General features: G+C 42.3%; 16 protein-coding genes, 1 pseudogene and 1 other annotated feature. Of the genes and pseudogenes, 14 read left to right on the top strand and 3 right to left on the bottom strand.

From position 1 onward, the window contains the following. The 9 genes from thrB to O3652_RS03485 all read left to right on the top strand — a co-directional run bounded on the left by thrB (position 1) and on the right by O3652_RS03485 (position 9,723). Complete coding sequence (gene thrB, locus O3652_RS03525; RefSeq protein ID WP_125413520.1) at positions 1 to 870, top strand: homoserine kinase; 870 nt, start codon at positions 1 to 3, stop codon at positions 868 to 870. Between the two features lie 259 nt (positions 871 to 1,129). After that, on the top strand, positions 1,130 to 2,068 hold the full coding sequence (msrB, locus tag O3652_RS03520) for a peptide-methionine (R)-S-oxide reductase MsrB (RefSeq protein ID WP_125413521.1): 939 nt from the start codon (positions 1,130 to 1,132) through the stop codon (positions 2,066 to 2,068). 59 nt (positions 2,069 to 2,127) lie between these two features. After that, positions 2,128 to 3,852, top strand: a complete 1,725-nt coding sequence (locus O3652_RS03515; RefSeq protein WP_125413522.1) for an ABC transporter ATP-binding protein — start codon at positions 2,128 to 2,130, stop codon at positions 3,850 to 3,852. 1 nt (position 3,853) lies between these two features. Continuing rightward, positions 3,854 to 5,602, top strand: coding sequence for an ABC transporter ATP-binding protein (locus O3652_RS03510; protein ID WP_371590066.1), 1,749 nt, complete (start codon positions 3,854 to 3,856; stop codon positions 5,600 to 5,602). 114 nt (positions 5,603 to 5,716) lie between these two features. Beyond that, the gene (locus tag O3652_RS03505) at positions 5,717 to 6,976 is read left to right on the top strand and encodes a TRZ/ATZ family protein (RefSeq protein ID WP_371590065.1); all 1,260 of its coding nucleotides are present in this window, start codon (positions 5,717 to 5,719) and stop codon (positions 6,974 to 6,976) included. A 61-nt stretch (positions 6,977 to 7,037) separates the two neighbouring features. After that, positions 7,038 to 7,173: a sequence feature (ribosomal protein L10 leader region), on the top strand. A gap of 38 nt (positions 7,174 to 7,211) precedes the next feature. After that, positions 7,212 to 7,712 (top strand): 50S ribosomal protein L10, encoded by a 501-nt coding sequence (gene rplJ, locus O3652_RS03500; RefSeq protein ID WP_061427624.1) that lies wholly within the window; start codon positions 7,212 to 7,214, stop codon positions 7,710 to 7,712. Between the two features lie 74 nt (positions 7,713 to 7,786). Next, entirely contained in the window at positions 7,787 to 8,155 is a 369-nt protein-coding gene (gene rplL, locus O3652_RS03495; protein ID WP_001196964.1) for a 50S ribosomal protein L7/L12, read from the top strand. Between the two features lie 232 nt (positions 8,156 to 8,387). Next, positions 8,388 to 9,290, top strand: coding sequence for a DUF2268 domain-containing protein (locus tag O3652_RS03490; protein WP_070567604.1), 903 nt, complete (start codon positions 8,388 to 8,390; stop codon positions 9,288 to 9,290). 64 nt (positions 9,291 to 9,354) lie between these two features. Then, complete coding sequence (locus O3652_RS03485) at positions 9,355 to 9,723, top strand: EXLDI protein (RefSeq protein ID WP_070567602.1); 369 nt, start codon at positions 9,355 to 9,357, stop codon at positions 9,721 to 9,723. Between the two features lie 35 nt (positions 9,724 to 9,758). Here the strand turns inward: O3652_RS03485 and O3652_RS03480 are convergent. The 3 genes and pseudogenes from O3652_RS03480 to gdhA form a co-directional block, all read right to left on the bottom strand. Beyond that, positions 9,759 to 9,923: pseudogene (locus tag O3652_RS03480) on the bottom strand (NADP-specific glutamate dehydrogenase); the annotation flags it as partial. A gap of 15 nt (positions 9,924 to 9,938) precedes the next feature. Beyond that, positions 9,939 to 10,424 (bottom strand): GNAT family N-acetyltransferase, encoded by a 486-nt coding sequence (locus tag O3652_RS03475; protein ID WP_070567599.1) that lies wholly within the window; start codon positions 10,422 to 10,424, stop codon positions 9,939 to 9,941. 31 nt (positions 10,425 to 10,455) lie between these two features. After that, complete coding sequence (gene gdhA, locus O3652_RS03470) at positions 10,456 to 11,802, bottom strand: NADP-specific glutamate dehydrogenase (RefSeq protein WP_070567597.1); 1,347 nt, start codon at positions 11,800 to 11,802, stop codon at positions 10,456 to 10,458. A gap of 205 nt (positions 11,803 to 12,007) precedes the next feature. Between gdhA and O3652_RS03465 the strand changes: the two genes are divergently transcribed. The 5 genes from O3652_RS03465 to rlmN all read left to right on the top strand — a co-directional run bounded on the left by O3652_RS03465 (position 12,008) and on the right by rlmN (position 16,481). Beyond that, positions 12,008 to 12,943: a dihydroorotate oxidase gene (locus tag O3652_RS03465; protein WP_070567595.1), complete on the top strand. Its 936-nt coding sequence runs from the start codon at positions 12,008 to 12,010 to the stop codon at positions 12,941 to 12,943. Between the two features lie 33 nt (positions 12,944 to 12,976). Further along, positions 12,977 to 14,014 (top strand): DNA polymerase III subunit delta, encoded by a 1,038-nt coding sequence (holA, locus tag O3652_RS03460; protein WP_070567593.1) that lies wholly within the window; start codon positions 12,977 to 12,979, stop codon positions 14,012 to 14,014. Between the two features lie 69 nt (positions 14,015 to 14,083). After that, positions 14,084 to 14,689, top strand: a complete 606-nt coding sequence (gene sodA, locus O3652_RS03455; protein ID WP_000974728.1) for a superoxide dismutase SodA — start codon at positions 14,084 to 14,086, stop codon at positions 14,687 to 14,689. 155 nt (positions 14,690 to 14,844) lie between these two features. After that, positions 14,845 to 15,375 (top strand): YutD family protein, encoded by a 531-nt coding sequence (locus O3652_RS03450; RefSeq protein WP_070567592.1) that lies wholly within the window; start codon positions 14,845 to 14,847, stop codon positions 15,373 to 15,375. 20 nt (positions 15,376 to 15,395) lie between these two features. Further along, a complete protein-coding gene (gene rlmN / locus O3652_RS03445; RefSeq protein ID WP_070567590.1) occupies positions 15,396 to 16,481 on the top strand; it encodes a 23S rRNA (adenine(2503)-C(2))-methyltransferase RlmN in 1,086 nt (361 codons plus the stop codon). Position 16,482 lies beyond the last annotated feature (1 nt).

Raw genomic sequence — 16,482 nt, 5'->3', positions numbered from 1 at the left:
ATGAAGATTATTGTACCTGCAACCAGTGCCAATATCGGGCCAGGTTTTGATTCGGTCGGTGTAGCTGTAACCAAGTATCTTCAAATTGAGGTTTGTGAAGAACGGGATGAGTGGTTGATTGAACACCAGATTGGCAAATGGATTCCCCATGACGAACGTAATCTTTTGCTTAAGATTGCCTTGCAAATTGCGCCTGACTTGCAACCGAGACGCTTGAAAATGACCAGTGATGTTCCCTTGGCGCGTGGCTTGGGTTCTTCAAGCTCGGTTATCGTTGCTGGGATTGAACTGGCCAACCAGCTGGGCAATCTCAACTTATCTAACCACGACAAATTGCAGTTGGCGACTAAGATTGAAGGACATCCTGACAATGTGGCTCCAGCTATCTATGGAAATCTTGTTGTTGCGAGTTCTGTTGAAGGGCATGTTTCAGCAATTGTGTCTGACTTCCCGGAGTGTGATTTTCTAGCTTATATTCCCAACTATGAATTGCGCACTCGCGACAGCCGTGGTGTCTTACCTAAAAAATTGTCCTATAAGGAAGCTGTTGCGGCTAGTTCTATCGCCAATGTGGCCGTTGCAGCCTTGTTAGCAGGAGATATGGTGACAGCTGGTCAAGCAATCGAGAGGGACCTCTTCCATGAGCGCTATCGTCAAAGTCTGGTCCGTGAATTTGCGACGATTAAGCAAGTAGCCAAAGAGAATGGTGCCTATGCGACCTACCTTTCTGGTGCCGGACCAACAGTGATGGTCTTGGCCTCTCATGACAAGATGCCGGCTATTAAGGCAGAATTGCAAAAGCAACCTTTCAAAGGCAAACTGCATGACTTGAAAGTTGATACGCAAGGTGTCCGTGTCGAAGCAAAATAAAGAATAGAAGATAGGATGGGGAAACTCTCGAACAGAGGGCTTCCTGTCCTTTTTTTGAAAAGAAGTTTATACTCAATGAAAAATCAAAGAGCAAACTAGGAAGCTAGCCGCAGGTTGCTCAAAGCATGGTTTTGAGGTTGTAGATGAAACTGACGAAGTAAGCTCAAAATACTGTTTTGAGGTTGCAGATGTAAGCTGACGTGGTTTGAAGAGATTTTCGAAGAGTATTAGTTAAAAACTTGATAAAGGAGAAATAAAGATGGCAGAAATTTATCTAGCAGGTGGTTGTTTTTGGGGTCTAGAGGAGTATTTTTCACGTATTTCTGGAGTGCTGGCAACCAGTGTCGGCTACGCTAATGGCCAAGTCGAAACAACTAATTACCAGTTGCTCAAGGAAACAGACCATGCAGAGACTGTTCAAGTGATTTATGATGAGAAAGTAGTGTCACTCAGAGAGATTTTGCTTTATTATTTCCGTGTCATTGATCCCTTATCTATCAACCAGCAAGGGAATGACCGTGGTCGCCAATATCGAACGGGGATCTATTACCAAGATGAAGCAGACTTGCCAGCTATCTACACAGTGGTGCAGGAGCAGGAACGCATGCTTGGGCGAAAGATTGTAGTAGAAGTGGAGAAACTTCGCCACTATATTCTGGCGGAAGACTACCACCAAGACTATCTTAAGAAAAATCCTTCAGGTTATTGTCATATCGATGTGACGGATGCTGAGAAGCCATTGATTGATGCCTCTAACTATGAAAAGCCTAGTCAAGAGGTGTTAAAGGAAAACCTAACTGAAGAATCCTACCGAGTAACGCAAGAAGCTGCTACAGAGGCGCCGTTTAGTAATGCTTATGACCAAACTTTTGAAGAAGGGATTTATGTAGATATCACGACAGGGGAGCCACTCTTTTTTGCTAAGGATAAGTTTGCCTCAGGTTGTGGTTGGCCAAGTTTTAGCCGTCCGATTTCTAAGGAATTGATTCATTACTACAAGGACCTGAGTCATGGAATGGAGCGAATCGAGGTTCGTTCTCGGTCAGGTAATGCTCACTTGGGTCATGTCTTTACAGATGGACCTCGGGAGTTAGGTGGCCTGCGTTACTGTATTAATTCTGCATCCTTGCGCTTTGTAGCCAAGGATGAGATGGAAAAAGCAGGATATGGCTATCTATTACCTTACTTAAACAAATAAAACTGAGAGGGTGGGGCTTCCCACTTTCTTCATTTCCAGAATAAGAATAGAAGGGATTTATGAAACACTTACTATCTTACTTCAAACCCTACATCAAAGAGTCGATTCTAGCACCCCTGTTCAAGCTGCTAGAAGCTGTTTTTGAACTCTTGGTTCCCATGGTGATTGCTGGGATTGTTGACCAGTCCTTGCCCCAGAGAGATCAGGGACACCTCTGGATGCAGATTGGCCTGCTCCTTATCTTTGCAGTGATTGGCGTTTTAGTGGCCTTGATAGCCCAGTTTTACTCAGCCAAGGCAGCGGTTGGATTCGCCAAGGAACTGACAGATGACCTTTATCGTCATATTCTTTCCTTACCCAAGGATAGCAGAGATCGTCTGACAACTTCTAGCTTGGTGACTCGCTTGACTTCGGATACCTACCAGATACAGACTGGTATCAATCAATTCCTGCGCCTCTTTTTGCGAGCACCTATTATCGTTTTTGGAGCTATCTTTATGGCCTATCGCATCTCGGCTGAGCTGACTTTCTGGTTTTTAGTTATGGTTGTCATTTTGACGATTGTCATTGTCGGTCTCTCTCGACTGGTCAATCCTCTCTACAGTAGTCTCAGAAAGAAAACGGATCAGCTGGTTCAGGAAACGCGCCAGCAATTACAAGGCATGCGAGTTATTCGTGCTTTTGGTCAGGAAAAACGAGAGTTACAAATTTTTCAAACTCTTAACCAAGTTTATGCTAGATTACAAGAAAAGACAGGTTTCTGGTCTAGTTTGTTAACACCACTGACTTATCTGATTGTTAATGGAATTCTTCTCGTCATCATCTGGCAGGGATATATTTCAATTCAAGGAGGTTTACTCAGTCAAGGTGCCCTGATTGCTCTTATCAACTATCTCTTGCAAATCTTGGTGGAATTGGTTAAGCTCGCCATGCTGATTAATTCTCTCAACCAGTCCTATATCTCAGCTAAACGAATCGAGGAAGTCTTTGCTGAGACTCCAGAAGATATCCATTCGGAGTTAGAACAAAAACAAGCTACCAGTAATCAGGTTTTACAAGTTCAAGAATTGACCTTTACCTATCCTGATGCGGCTCAAGCTTCTCTGAGAGACATTTCCTTTGATATGAAACAAGGGCAAATCCTTGGTATCATCGGGGGAACTGGTTCAGGTAAATCAAGCTTGGTGCAAGTCTTACTTGGACTTTATCCGGTAGACAAGGGGAGCATTGACCTTTATCGAAATGGACGTAGTCCTCGTAATCTTGAGCAGTGGCGGTCTTGGATTGCCTATGTGCCTCAAAAAGTCGAACTCTTTAAGGGAACTATTCGTTCCAACTTGACTTTGGGTTTCAATCGAGAAGTGTCTGACCAAGAACTCTGGCAGGCCTTGGAGATTGCGCAAGCTAAGGATTTTGTCAGTGAAAAGGAAGGACTCTTGGATGCCCTGGTTGAGGCAGGAGGTCGAAATTTCTCAGGTGGACAAAAACAAAGGCTGTCTATCGCACGTGCAGTCTTGCGCCAAGCTCCATTTCTCATCCTAGATGATTCGACCTCGGCCCTCGACACCATTACCGAGTCCAAGCTCTTGAAAGCTATTAGAGAAAATCTGCCAAATACGAGCTTAATCTTGATTTCTCAACGGACTTCGACACTTCAGATGGCTGACCAGATTCTCCTCTTGGAAAAAGGTGAGTTACTAGATGTTGGCAAGCACGAGGAATTGATGAAGACTAGCCAAGTCTATCGCGAAATCAATGCATCCCAACATGGAAAGGAGGACTAGCATGAAACGACAAACCGCAAACCAGACGCTCAAATGTTTGGCCATAGATTTAGCAAGCCATCCCTTCCTCCTTTTCCTAGCCTTTCTAGGAACTATTGCCCAAGTTGCTTTATCGATCTACCTACCTATCTTGATTGGGCAGGTCATTGACCAGGTCCTAGTAGCTGGTTCTTCACCAGTTTTTTGGCAAATTTTCATCCAGATGATCTTGGTAGTCATAGGAAATACTCTGGTGCAATGGGCCAATCCTCTTCTTTATAATCGTCTAATCTTCTCTTATACTAGAGACTTGCGAGAGCGAATCATCCATAAACTCCATCGGTTACCGATTGCTTTTGTGGATCGGCAGGGCAGTGGAGAGATGGTTAGTCGTGTGACCACAGACATAGAACAGCTGGCAGCCGGCTTGACCATGATTTTTAACCAATTTTTCATTGGTGTCTTGATGATTTTGGTTAGTATTCTAGCCATGCTTCAAATCCACCTCCTCATGACCCTCTTGGTCTTGCTGTTGACGCCCCTGTCCATGGTGATTTCACGATTTATTGCCAAACGCTCCTATCATCTCTTCCAGAAGCAAACAGAGACCAGGGGAATTCAGACTCAGTTGATTGAAGAATCGCTTAGCCAGCAGACTATTATCCAGTCCTTCAATGCTCAGACAGAGTTTATCCAAAGACTGCACGAGGCGAATGCCAACTACGCAAGCTATTCTCAGTCAGCTATCTTTTATTCCTCAACGGTTAATCCTTCGACTCGCTTTGTCAATGCGCTCATTTATGCTCTTCTAGCTGGAGTAGGAGCTTATCGTATCATGATGGGTTCAACCTTGACCATTGGGCGTTTAGTAACTTTTTTGAACTATGTTCAGCAGTATACCAAGCCCTTTAACGATATTTCTTCAGTGCTAGCTGAGTTGCAAAGTGCTCTCGCTTGCGCAGAGCGCGTCTATGCTGTCTTAGAAAGTCCAGAGGTGGCTGAAACAGGTAAGGAAGTCTTGACCAGTGACCAAGTTAAGGGAGCCATTTCCTTTAAGCATGTTTCTTTTGGATACAATCCTGAAAGGATCTTGATTAAGAACTTATCCATCGATATCCCAGCTGGCAGCAAGGTAGCCATCGTTGGTCCGACAGGTGCTGGTAAGTCAACTCTTATCAATCTCCTCATGCGTTTTTATCCTATTAACTCGGGAGATATCTTGTTAGATGGGCAGTCCATTTATGATTATACCCGAGCGTCATTGAGACAGCAGTTTGGGATGGTACTCCAAGAAACCTGGCTCAAGCAAGGGACCATTCATGACAATATTGCCTTTGGAAATCCTGATGCCAGTAGGGAGCAGGTGATTGCTGCCGCAAAAGCAGCCAATGCAGACTTTTTCATCCAACAATTGCCTCAGGGATACGATAGCAAGTTGGAAAATGCAGGAGAATCTCTCTCTGTTGGGCAAGCCCAGCTCTTGACCATCGCCCGAGTCTTTCTAGCTATTCCAAAGATTCTTATCTTAGACGAGGCGACTTCCTCCATCGATACACGGACAGAGGTGCTAGTACAGGATGCCTTTGCCAAACTCATGAAGGGGCGCACAAGCTTTATCATTGCTCACCGTTTGTCAACCATTCAGGATGCGGATTTGATTCTAGTTTTGGTAGATGGTGATATTGTTGAGTATGGCAATCATCATGACCTCATGACTAGAAAGGGCAAGTATTACCAAATGCAGAAAGCAGCAGCTTTTAGCTCTGAATAATCCTTTCTATTTTGAAATCTCATGAACGAAAAAAGTTGCCTTCGGGTGACTTTTTTGTTACAATAGCTAGAAAAATTATTCACTGTAAATTGTCTTATAGAAAAGGAGCCTATAATGAAAGTCTATCAGCATGTAAATATCGTGACTTGTGACAAAGATTTCCATGTTTATTTGGATGGTGTCTTAGCCGTTAAGGACTCTCAAATCGTCTATGTCAGCCAAGAGGAGCCAGATATTTTAGAGCAAGCTGAGCAGATTATAGACTATCAGGGAGCCTGGATCATGCCTGGTTTGGTCAATTGCCACACCCATTCTGCTATGACAGGTTTGCGAGGAATTCAGGATGACAGCAATCTCCACGAATGGCTCAATGACTATATCTGGCCAGCAGAAGCAGGATTTACTCCCGATATGACTACCAAGGCAGTCAAAGAAGCTCTGACAGAGATGCTCCAGTCAGGGACAACAACCTTCAACGATATGTATAATCCCAATGGTGTAGATATTGAAAGAATTTATCAGGCAGTGAAGGCTTCCAAGATGCGTTGTTATTTCTCACCGACCCTCTTTTCTTCAGAGACAGAAACAACTGCTGAGACTATAAGTAGAACACGTGCCATCATAGAGGAAATCTTAGGATATGAAAACCCAAATTTCAAGGTTATGGTAGCTCCACATTCTCCCTACAGCTGTAGTAGAGACTTGCTGGAAGCGAGCTTAGATATGGCAAAAAAGCTGGACATTCCTATCCATATCCATGTGGCGGAGACCAAGGAGGAATCAGGAATTATCCTCAAACGATACGGCAAACGCCCTCTCGCCTTTCTAGAAGAACTAGGTTACTTAGATCATCCGTCTGTCTTTGCTCACGGGGTCGAATTAAACGAGCGAGAAATTGAACGCTTGGCAACTTCTCATGTGGCAATCGCCCATAATCCTATCAGTAACCTCAAACTGGCCTCAGGGATCGCTCCAATCATCCAACTGCAAAAAGCAGGAGTAGCAGTCGGAATTGCGACTGACTCGGTTGCTTCCAATAATAATCTAGATATGTTTGAGGAAGGACGGACCGCAGCCCTTCTTCAGAAAATGAAGAGTGGAGATGCCAGCCAATTTCCTATCGAAACAGCCCTTAAGGCACTGACGATAGAGGGTGCTAAGGTTCTTGGAATGGAAGGACAGATAGGAAGCCTAGAAGTCGGCAAACAGGCAGATTTTCTGGTCATTCAACCACAAGGAAAAATCCATCTTCAACCTCAGGAAAATATGCTCTCTCACCTGGTTTATGCTGTCAAATCCAGTGATGTCGATGATGTTTATATCGCTGGAGAACAGGTGGTTAAGCAAGGCAAAGTTTTGACAGTAGAGATTTAAAAAAATTTAAAAAAAGTTTGCAAAAATCTTGCATTCTTTTTTTGTCTATGCTATACTTATATACGGTTTGAAAAAACTGCCTAAGACAGTAGGGGAGCTCGACTCATAAAGATCCTACCGAGGACAAAACGTATCATGTAAAAAGAAGCGTATTGTACTTTCGTGTCTAGGTTTGGGCGCGTTTTTCTTTTGGAAAAATTCCCCAAGCAAAATAATTACGGAGGTGAACACACTAATGAGTGAAGCAATTATTGCTAAAAAAGCGGAACTAGTTGACGTAGTGGCTGAAAAAATGAAAGCTGCTGCATCTATCGTCGTTGTAGACGCTCGTGGTTTGACAGTTGAGCAAGATACAGTTCTTCGTCGTGAGCTTCGTGGAAGCGAAGTTGAGTATAAAGTCATTAAAAACTCAATCTTGCGTCGTGCAGCTGAAAAAGCTGGTCTTGAAGATCTTTCATCAGTATTTGTTGGACCATCTGCAGTAGCATTTTCTAACGAAGATGTTATCGCACCAGCGAAAATCTTGAACGATTTTGCTAAAAACGCTGAAGCACTTGAAATCAAAGGTGGTGCAATCGAAGGCGCTGTCGCATCTAAAGAAGAAATCGTTGCTCTTGCAACTCTTCCAAACCGCGAAGGACTTCTTTCTATGCTCCTTTCTGTACTTCAAGCGCCAGTGCGCAACGTTGCTCTTGCAGTCAAAGCGGTTGCAGACAACAAAGAAGACGCAGCTTAATCTTAAGCTACGCAGCGTAGCTTAGCTACGAAAAAACTATTATAAAATTAAAAACTTATTTGGAGGAAATAACAATGGCATTGAACATTGAAAACATTATTGCTGAAATTAAAGAAGCTTCAATCCTTGAATTGAACGACCTTGTAAAAGCTATCGAAGAAGAATTTGGTGTAACTGCAGCTGCTCCTGTAGCTGTTGCTGCAGCTGGTGCTGCTGACGCTGGTGCTGCTAAAGACTCATTTGACGTTGAGTTGACAGCTGCTGGTGACAAAAAAGTTGGCGTTATCAAAGTTGTACGTGAAATCACTGGTCTTGGACTTAAAGAAGCTAAAGAACTTGTTGATGGTGCACCAGGTGTCATCAAAGAAGGCGTTCCAACTGCAGAAGCTGAAGAAATCAAAGCTAAATTGGAAGAAGCTGGAGCTTCAGTTACTCTTAAATAATAGAGCAACTACATTAGTAGCTTAAAAAACATATAAAACCGCTATTCTCAGGAGTAGCGGTTTTTTCTGTTACGATTTAAAATGGGTAAACCTACTTGAAATTATAGTCTGATACGAAAGTTCTAGTTTTTTTACTAACAATTACTAGAATCTTGATAGAAATTCAATTTTTTTCTTGACCCTGACCTTAGGGAAGGGATTATACTAATAGTAGATAAGAAAGGAGATTATTATGCAAATCAATACGATTCGTTCAGATAAAGTTTATCAGGAGATGCTCGAGCTTCCTTTAGAAAAGAGAGAAGATCTCTTTCGAGCTAAAATATTAGAACCTTTTGCAACCAAATACCAAACTCAACACATTCCTTTAAAAGCAAAGTACCCTGGAGGATTTGATGCTCTATTCCTACTTGGCTTTATGAATCTGTTGCCCGCAACTCTCTCGGGAAAGGATAGACCGGCTATTGATGCCCTGAGCTCTGATCAACTCTGGCAAGACTGCCAGGATACCATTAAAAGAAGTATTGGCCTTTTTGAACAGGCTGGCTATGATTTAGAGGTTGAGGATTACCATTTTACTATTTTATTGGGCAATCCAGAAAAACCTATGCTACAGCTCAATAAAGGTTACAGCGGAGATGGTGGAATCCCAGGTTATCTCATGTTAAGCATACTGCCTAATGACTATACTTTGCCACGTATTCAAGCGGCATTGGCTCACGAGTGCAACCACAATGTCCGCTTCCAATTTATCAAATGGAACCAGCAGACGACACTAGCAGACTGGGTAGTCAGTGAAGGATTGGCAGAGTCTTTTGCTGCTGAGCTCTATGGCAAGGAGCTCATTGGACCCTGGGTTACTTCAACCAGTTCAGAGCAATTAGAGGAGATTAAGCCCATCATCTCAAGTCAGCTTCAGCTAACAGGGATGGCGGAAATGGCTCCTTATCTCTACGGTGATGAAATTGCAGAGCTTCAAGGTCAGATACCAGTTGGTATGCCTTATGCTGCGGGCTATGCTTATGGCTATCATCTGATACAAGCTTATCTAAAAAGGACAGGCAAGAGCATTATTGAGGCCACAGTAACATCAACAGAAGAGATTTTAGAGGCGACGAAAGACTTTTGGAAATGACACATTTTTGCTTGATAATCTGCTAGAATCTGATATAATGTAGGTGATTTCAGGAGGTGATAGTATGCACTATAAAAAAATTGAATTGAAGGTGACAGATCAAGGGATTCATGAGCGCAAGATTTTTCAAGGTGTTAAAATTTTTAGCCGTAGCAAGTTATCCAAAGATCAGAAAAGCATTCTAACACAGAAGATTTACCTGACTCCGAAGCAAAACATCGTTTACTATCAACGGACAGATGTCAACTATGACCAGAACTGGCAGCATAATAAGGACTATTACGAATTAGTTTATGGTCAGTTGGACAGAGAGACTGTTTTTAAGGTTTGTCAAGATTTTGACGAACTAAGTCCTTTTCTGGAAAATGAGCTGCTTGAGAAGATAAAAGAAAAGCAGTTAACAGGCAAATTTTTTGAAAAATTAGATATATAAAAATCCGGCTGCTTTTATAAGCAGTCGGATTTATTCTAGTGTGATAGTGCTGAAACAATACCTTGGGCAATCATAGCATTGGCTACGTTTTTGAAGGCAGCGATGTTAGCACCAGCCAGGTAGTCAGTACCAAGCCCGTATGTTTCAGCAGTTGTTTTAACTGTATTAAAGATATTGGTCATGATATCTTTGAGACGGCCAGAGTATACTGCCATCTATTCATCTGATGAGAGAGATTTTATCATCCAGATATTCATAGCTGGGTGGCCGGCGGCGTTAGAAAGTGGTTGTTGCAATGCTGTAAAACCATAATGCTGATAGATTGCCACAGCCGTAGCCAGTTCAGTAGAGGTTTCTAGATAAAGTTGTTCATAACCTGCTAGGCGGGCTTCCTGGAATATCCGCTTTATCAAGCTGCTGGAATAACCTTTTCCACGACTGTTTTTAGTGACATACAGTTTTTGTAATTCAGCAATCTTATCAGACACAGGTGCAAAGCCACCACAGCCAACCAGCTGCCCTTCGTCTTCCAGGACAAAGTAAGCTGCTCTCTCTTGCTGTTGATAATAGTCGGCCAAATGATCTAGATGAGAATCAAAGTAGACAGTTCCTGGTTTGTCAAGCCCGAATTCTTCTAGGCTAGCTCTAATGAGTTGTGCTACAGCTGGATTGTCTCTCACTTCCATTGACCGTAAGTTCATCATTTGTCCTCCGATAGGATGTATCGACTAATTAAACAATACCTTGTGCAATCATAGCGTTTGCCACGTTTTCGAAGGCAGCGATATTTGCTCCTGCAAGGTAGTCAGTACCAAGTCCGTATGTTTCAGCAGTTATTTTAGCTGTGTTAAAGATGTTGGTCATGATGTCTTTGAGACGTCCATCAACTTCTTCACGGGTCCATGAGAGTCGAAGACTGTTTTGGCTCATTTCAAGCGCAGATACAGCTACACCACCAGCGTTGGCAGCTTTGGCAGGTCCGTAAAGGATTCCGTTTTCTTTGTAGACTTTAATCGCATCAAGGTCACTAGGCATGTTGGCACCTTCAGATACACAGATAATACCTTGAGCAACTAAGCGTTTAGCTGCGTCACCATTGATTTCGTTTTGAGTGGCACATGGGAGAGCGATGTCGTAGTTCCCAGCGTAAGTCCAGACAGAACCTTCATGGTAAGTAGCAGTTGCTTTCTCAGCTGCATACTCAGTCAAACGAGCACGGCGTTTTTCTTTAACATCAACCAAAAGGTCGAAATCAATACCGTTTTCATCGATGACATAACCGTTTGAGTCAGATACAGAGATGACAGTAGCGCCAAGTTCAGTTGCTTTTTGAAGAGCGTATTGAGCTACGTTACCAGAACCTGAAATGACCACTTTCTTACCAGCAAAACTGTTACCATTAGCTTTGAGCATTTCTTCAGTGTAGTAAACCAAACCATAACCAGTTGCTTCTGGACGAATCAAACTACCACCAAATCCAAGAGGTTTACCAGTCAAGACACCCGCATCAAATTGGTTAAGACGTTTGTATTGTCCGTAAAGGTAACCAATTTCACGTCCACCAACACCAATATCACCAGCTGGAACGTCAAGTGATGGTCCGATGTATTTTTGCAATTCAGTCATGAAGCTTTGGCAGAAGCGCATCACTTCAGCATCAGTTTTGCCTTTAGGATCGAAGTCTGATCCCCCTTTACCTCCACCGATAGGAAGTCCAGTCAAGACATTTTTAAAGATTTGTTCGAATCCGAGGAATTTCAAAATCCCTTGGTTTACAGTTGGGTGGAAACGAAGTCCGCCTTTATATGGTCCAACAGCTGAGTTGAATTGAACACGGTAACCACGGTTGACTTGTACTTTACCTTCACGGTCAACCCAAGGAACACGGAAAGAAATCACGCGCTCAGGCTCAGTGATGCGTGCCAAGATGTTTTCTTCGATATACTCAGGATGTTTTTCAAATACAGGTTCCAAAGTGCTGAAGAATTCTTCAACCGCCTGGAGAAATTCAGCCTCATGCCCGTTACGAGCTGTTACAGTTTCAAACACGCTTTGGATATATTCTTTAGCAGATGTCATATCGTTCTCCTTTTTGTTGTTATATTTTATTACATGAGCCATTATAGCAGAATTTTTTTTGAGTGTAAAGAAAAAAACAGAAATTTTCTAAAAATTCTTTCAATTTACAAAACCGAACGTTTTATATAGAAATTAGTTTCTCAAAGAGAAAATCTTAAAGTATGGTATAATATTAGAAATAAAAGGAATCAGGAGGATTAGAATCATGGTATCAACGAAAACACAAATAGCTGGATTTGAGTTTGACAATTGCTTGATGAATGCAGCGGGTGTGGCTTGTATGACGATAGGAGAGCTTGAAGGGGTCAAAAACTCAGCGGCAGGTACTTTTGTTACGAAGACTGCGACCTTGGACTTCCGTCAGGGAAATCCTGAACCACGTTACCAGGATGTTCCACTTGGTTCTATCAACTCCATGGGCTTGCCAAATAATGGCTTAGACTACTATCTGGACTATCTTTTGGACTTGCAGGAAAAAGAGCCAAACCATACTTTCTTCCTATCTCTGGTCGGCATGTCTCCAGAAGAAACACATACCATCTTGAAAAAAGTTCAAGAGAGTGAATTCAAAGGACTGACAGAGCTTAATCTCTCTTGTCCAAATGTTCCAGGAAAACCTCAGATTGCTTATGATTTTGAGACAACAGATTGTATCTTGGCAGAAGTATTTGCCTACTTTACCAAACCTCTTGGAATCAAATTGCCACCTTATTTTGATATTGTTCACTTTGATCAAGCGGCTGCTATTTTCAACAAATATCCACTCAAGTTTGTTAACTGTGTTAATTCTATCGGAAATGGTCTCTATATTGAAGATGAGTCTGTCGTGATTCGTCCCAAAAACGGTTTCGGTGGCATTGGTGGAGAGTATATCAAACCAACAGCTCTAGCGAATGTACATGCCTTCTACCAACGTCTCAATCCTCAAATCCAAATCATCGGAACGGGTGGCGTATTGTCAGGTCGTGATGCCTTTGAACATATCCTTTGTGGTGCTAGTATGGTACAGGTGGGAACCACCCTTCATAAGGAAGGCGTTGGTGCTTTTGAGCGCATTACCAATGAACTAAAAGCAATCATGACGGAAAAAGGGTACGAGAGCCTAGAAGATTTCCGTGGGAAATTGCGCTATATTGACTAAACAAAATAGAAAAACAAGAAGAAAGGAGAGAAGATGCTAGCCATAGAAGAGAGTCAAAACTTGTCTTTATCAAACTTATCTAGCTTGAATCTATTTACAGGGACAGACCAGGGCCAGTTTGAAGTTATGAAGAGTCAAGTATTGAAGCAGATTGGCTATGATCCAGCCGACCTCAATTTTGCCTACTTTGACATGAAAGAAGTAGCCTATAAGGATGTGGAACTGGAGCTGGTCAGTCTCCCTTTCTTTGCGGATGAGAAAATCGTGATACTTGATCATTTTGTCGATATTACAACAGCCAAGAAACGTTTTTTAACAGATGATGAACTCAAGTCATTTGAGGAATATCTTGACAATCCTTCACCAACGACTAAACTCTTAATTTTTGCAGAAGGAAAGCTGGATAGCAAGAGACGGTTGGTTAAACTTCTCAAACGTGATGCGACTGTCTTTGATGCAGTAGAAGCCAGAGAACAAGAACTCCGCCAGTATTTCCAAAAATGGAGCCAGAGACAAGGTCTGCAGTTTGCGGAAAAATCTTTTGAAAATCTACTTCTCAAATCTGGTTTTCAATTTAGTGAAATCCAGAAAAACCTCCTTTTTTTACAGTCTTATAAGTCAGACGGTGTGATAGAGGAGAAGGACATTGTCGAGGCTATTCCAAAGACTCTCCAGGACAATATTTTTGATTTGACTCAGCTTATTTTAGCTAAGAAGATTGACCTGGCCCGTGACCTAGTTAGAGACTTGACCTTGCAAGGGGAGGATGAGATCAAGCTCATAGCTGTCATGTTAGGACAGTTTCGTACCTTTACCCAAGTGAAGATTTTATCAGAGACTGGTCAGACGGAATCGCAGATCGCAAGCAGTCTGGGAACTTACTTGGGGCGTAATCCTAATCCTTATCAAATCAAGTTTGCACTGAGAGATTCGAGAGGGATTTCCATTGCCTTTCTCAAGCGAGCGATTTCTTATTTGATTGAAACAGACTACCAGATTAAGACAGGTGTCTATGAAAAAGGCTACCTGTTTGAAAAGGCGCTTTTGCAGATCGCGGCAGAAGCAAATTGAGCAAAAAACTTGAAAAAAGAGAATGATTGCGTTATCATTTTCATATAGAAAGAAAAAGAGGTATTACAGATGGCTATTATCTTACCAGACCTTCCATACGCGTATGACGCTTTGGAACCATACATCGATGCTGAAACAATGCACTTGCACCATGACAAACACCATCAAACTTATGTCAACAATGCAAATGCTGCTCTTGAAAAACACCCTGAAATCGGTGAAGACCTTGAAGCCTTGCTTGCTGATGTAGATTCTATCCCAGCTGATATCCGCCAAGCGCTTATCAACAATGGTGGTGGACACTTGAACCACGCTCTTTTCTGGGAATTGATGACTCCTGAGAAAACAGCTCCATCAGCAGAACTTGCAGCAGCAATCGATGCAACATTTGGTTCATTTGAAGAGTTCCAAGCAGCCTTTACAGCAGCAGCTACAACTCGCTTTGGTTCTGGCTGGGCATGGTTGGTTGTCAACAAAGAAGGGAAGCTTGAAGTGACTTCAACAGCAAACCAAGACACACCAATCTCAGAAGGTAAAAAACCAATTTTGGGCTTGGATGTTTGGGAACATGCTTACTACGTGAAATACCGCAACGTGCGTCCTGACTACATCAAAGCTTTCTTCTCAGTCATTAACTGGAACAAGGTAGACGAGCTTTACGCAGCAGCTAAATAATAAAATATGGAGGGAAGAATTGTTCTTCTCTTTTTAAGGTTATAAAGCAGAAGTCTGACAGAATCGTCAGACTTTTTTCATTTTCAGGATATTCGTGCCAACTTGTAGAAAATATGGTAAAATAGAGTGTTAAGTAATCATGGAAAAGGAAGACTATGCGTAAAGAAATTGCACCTGAATTATACAACTATAACAAGTTTCCTGGCCCAGAATTTCATATGAATGGGGATAAGATTGAGACTGAAGGAATCGCTTTTACCTTGGTTGAAAATATCAAGGATGCTTTCGATGTGACAGTCTTTAATCAACGCTTCTCAGAAGTGTTGACCAAGTTTGATTATGTCGTGGGGGACTGGAGCAATGAACAGCTTCGCCTACGCGGTTTTTACAAAGACGATCGAACAGAGGAAAAAATTGAAAAAATCAGTCGCTTACAGGATTATCTTTTAGAGTATTGTAGTTATGGTTGTGCTTATTTTGTCCTAGAAAACCAAGCGCCTAAGCGTGCGTCATTTGACAAGAAAATGCGTAAAAAAGAAGAGGAAAACCTTCCTAGAAGAGGCAAGAAACCTTCGCAAAACAAGAGAAAACCAAATGCGGATAAGAGAAATAGACGTCGTCATAAGGATCAAAAGTCTCAGAAAGAGGACAAGGGACAGCGCCATTTTGTCATTCGTCAGAAATAGATAGAGAATAAGGAGAAGAGATGAAACCGTCTATTTATAGTTTAACACGTCAAGCCATGCAAGAATGGGTATTAGAACAAGGAGAAAAAAAATTCCGAGCAGATCAAATCTGGGAATGGCTCTACCGTAAACGTGTCCAGTCCTTTGAAGAAATGACCAACCTTTCCAAGGATTTGATTGCTAAGCTCAATGACCAGTTTGTGGTCAATCCTTTGAAACAACGTATTGTACAAGAGTCGGCTGACGGTACTGTTAAGTATCTTTTCGAGTTGCCAGATGGTATGTTGATTGAAACAGTGCTGATGCGTCAACACTATGGTTTATCAGTCTGTGTGACCACACAGGTGGGATGTAACATTGGTTGTACTTTCTGTGCATCAGGCTTGATTAAGAAGCAACGTGACCTTAATAACGGTGAAATCGTAGCGCAGATCATGTTGGTTCAGAAATACTTTGATGAGCGTGGGCAGGACGAACGTGTCAGCCATATCGTTGTCATGGGAATTGGTGAACCATTTGATAACTACAACAATGTTTTGAATTTTGTCCGTACCATCAATGATGACAAGGGGATGGCTATCGGTGCTCGTCACATCACAGTTTCAACTTCAGGTTTGGCTCATAAAATTCGTGACTTTGCTAATGAAGGCGTACAGGTCAATCTCGCTGTTTCCCTTCACGCACCCAATAATGAATTGCGCTCAAGCATCATGAAGATTAACCGTGCCTTTCCGATAGAAAAGCTTTTTGCAGCTATTGAGTACTATATCGAAACAACTAATCGACGTGTGACCTTTGAATACATCATGCTCAATGAAGTCAACGACGGTGTTGAACAAGCCTTGGAACTGGCGGAGTTGCTCAAGAACATCAAGAAATTGTCTTATGTCAACTTGATTCCTTATAATCCAGTTAGTGAACATGACCAATATAGCCGTAGTCCTAAAGAGCGCGTGATGGCCTTCTACGATACCCTCAAGAAAAAAGGGGTCAACTGTGTTGTTCGTCAAGAACATGGTACTGATATTGATGCAGCTTGTGGACAATTGCGCTCCAATACAATGAAACGTGACCGCCAGAAGGCAGTCGCAGCGGTAAATCCATAAA

It is taken from the genome of Streptococcus sp. 27098_8_23 (assembly GCF_041432195.1).
Classification (GTDB): Bacteria; Bacillota; Bacilli; order Lactobacillales; family Streptococcaceae; genus Streptococcus.
This window is presented reverse-complemented; position numbering and strand designations above follow the sequence as displayed.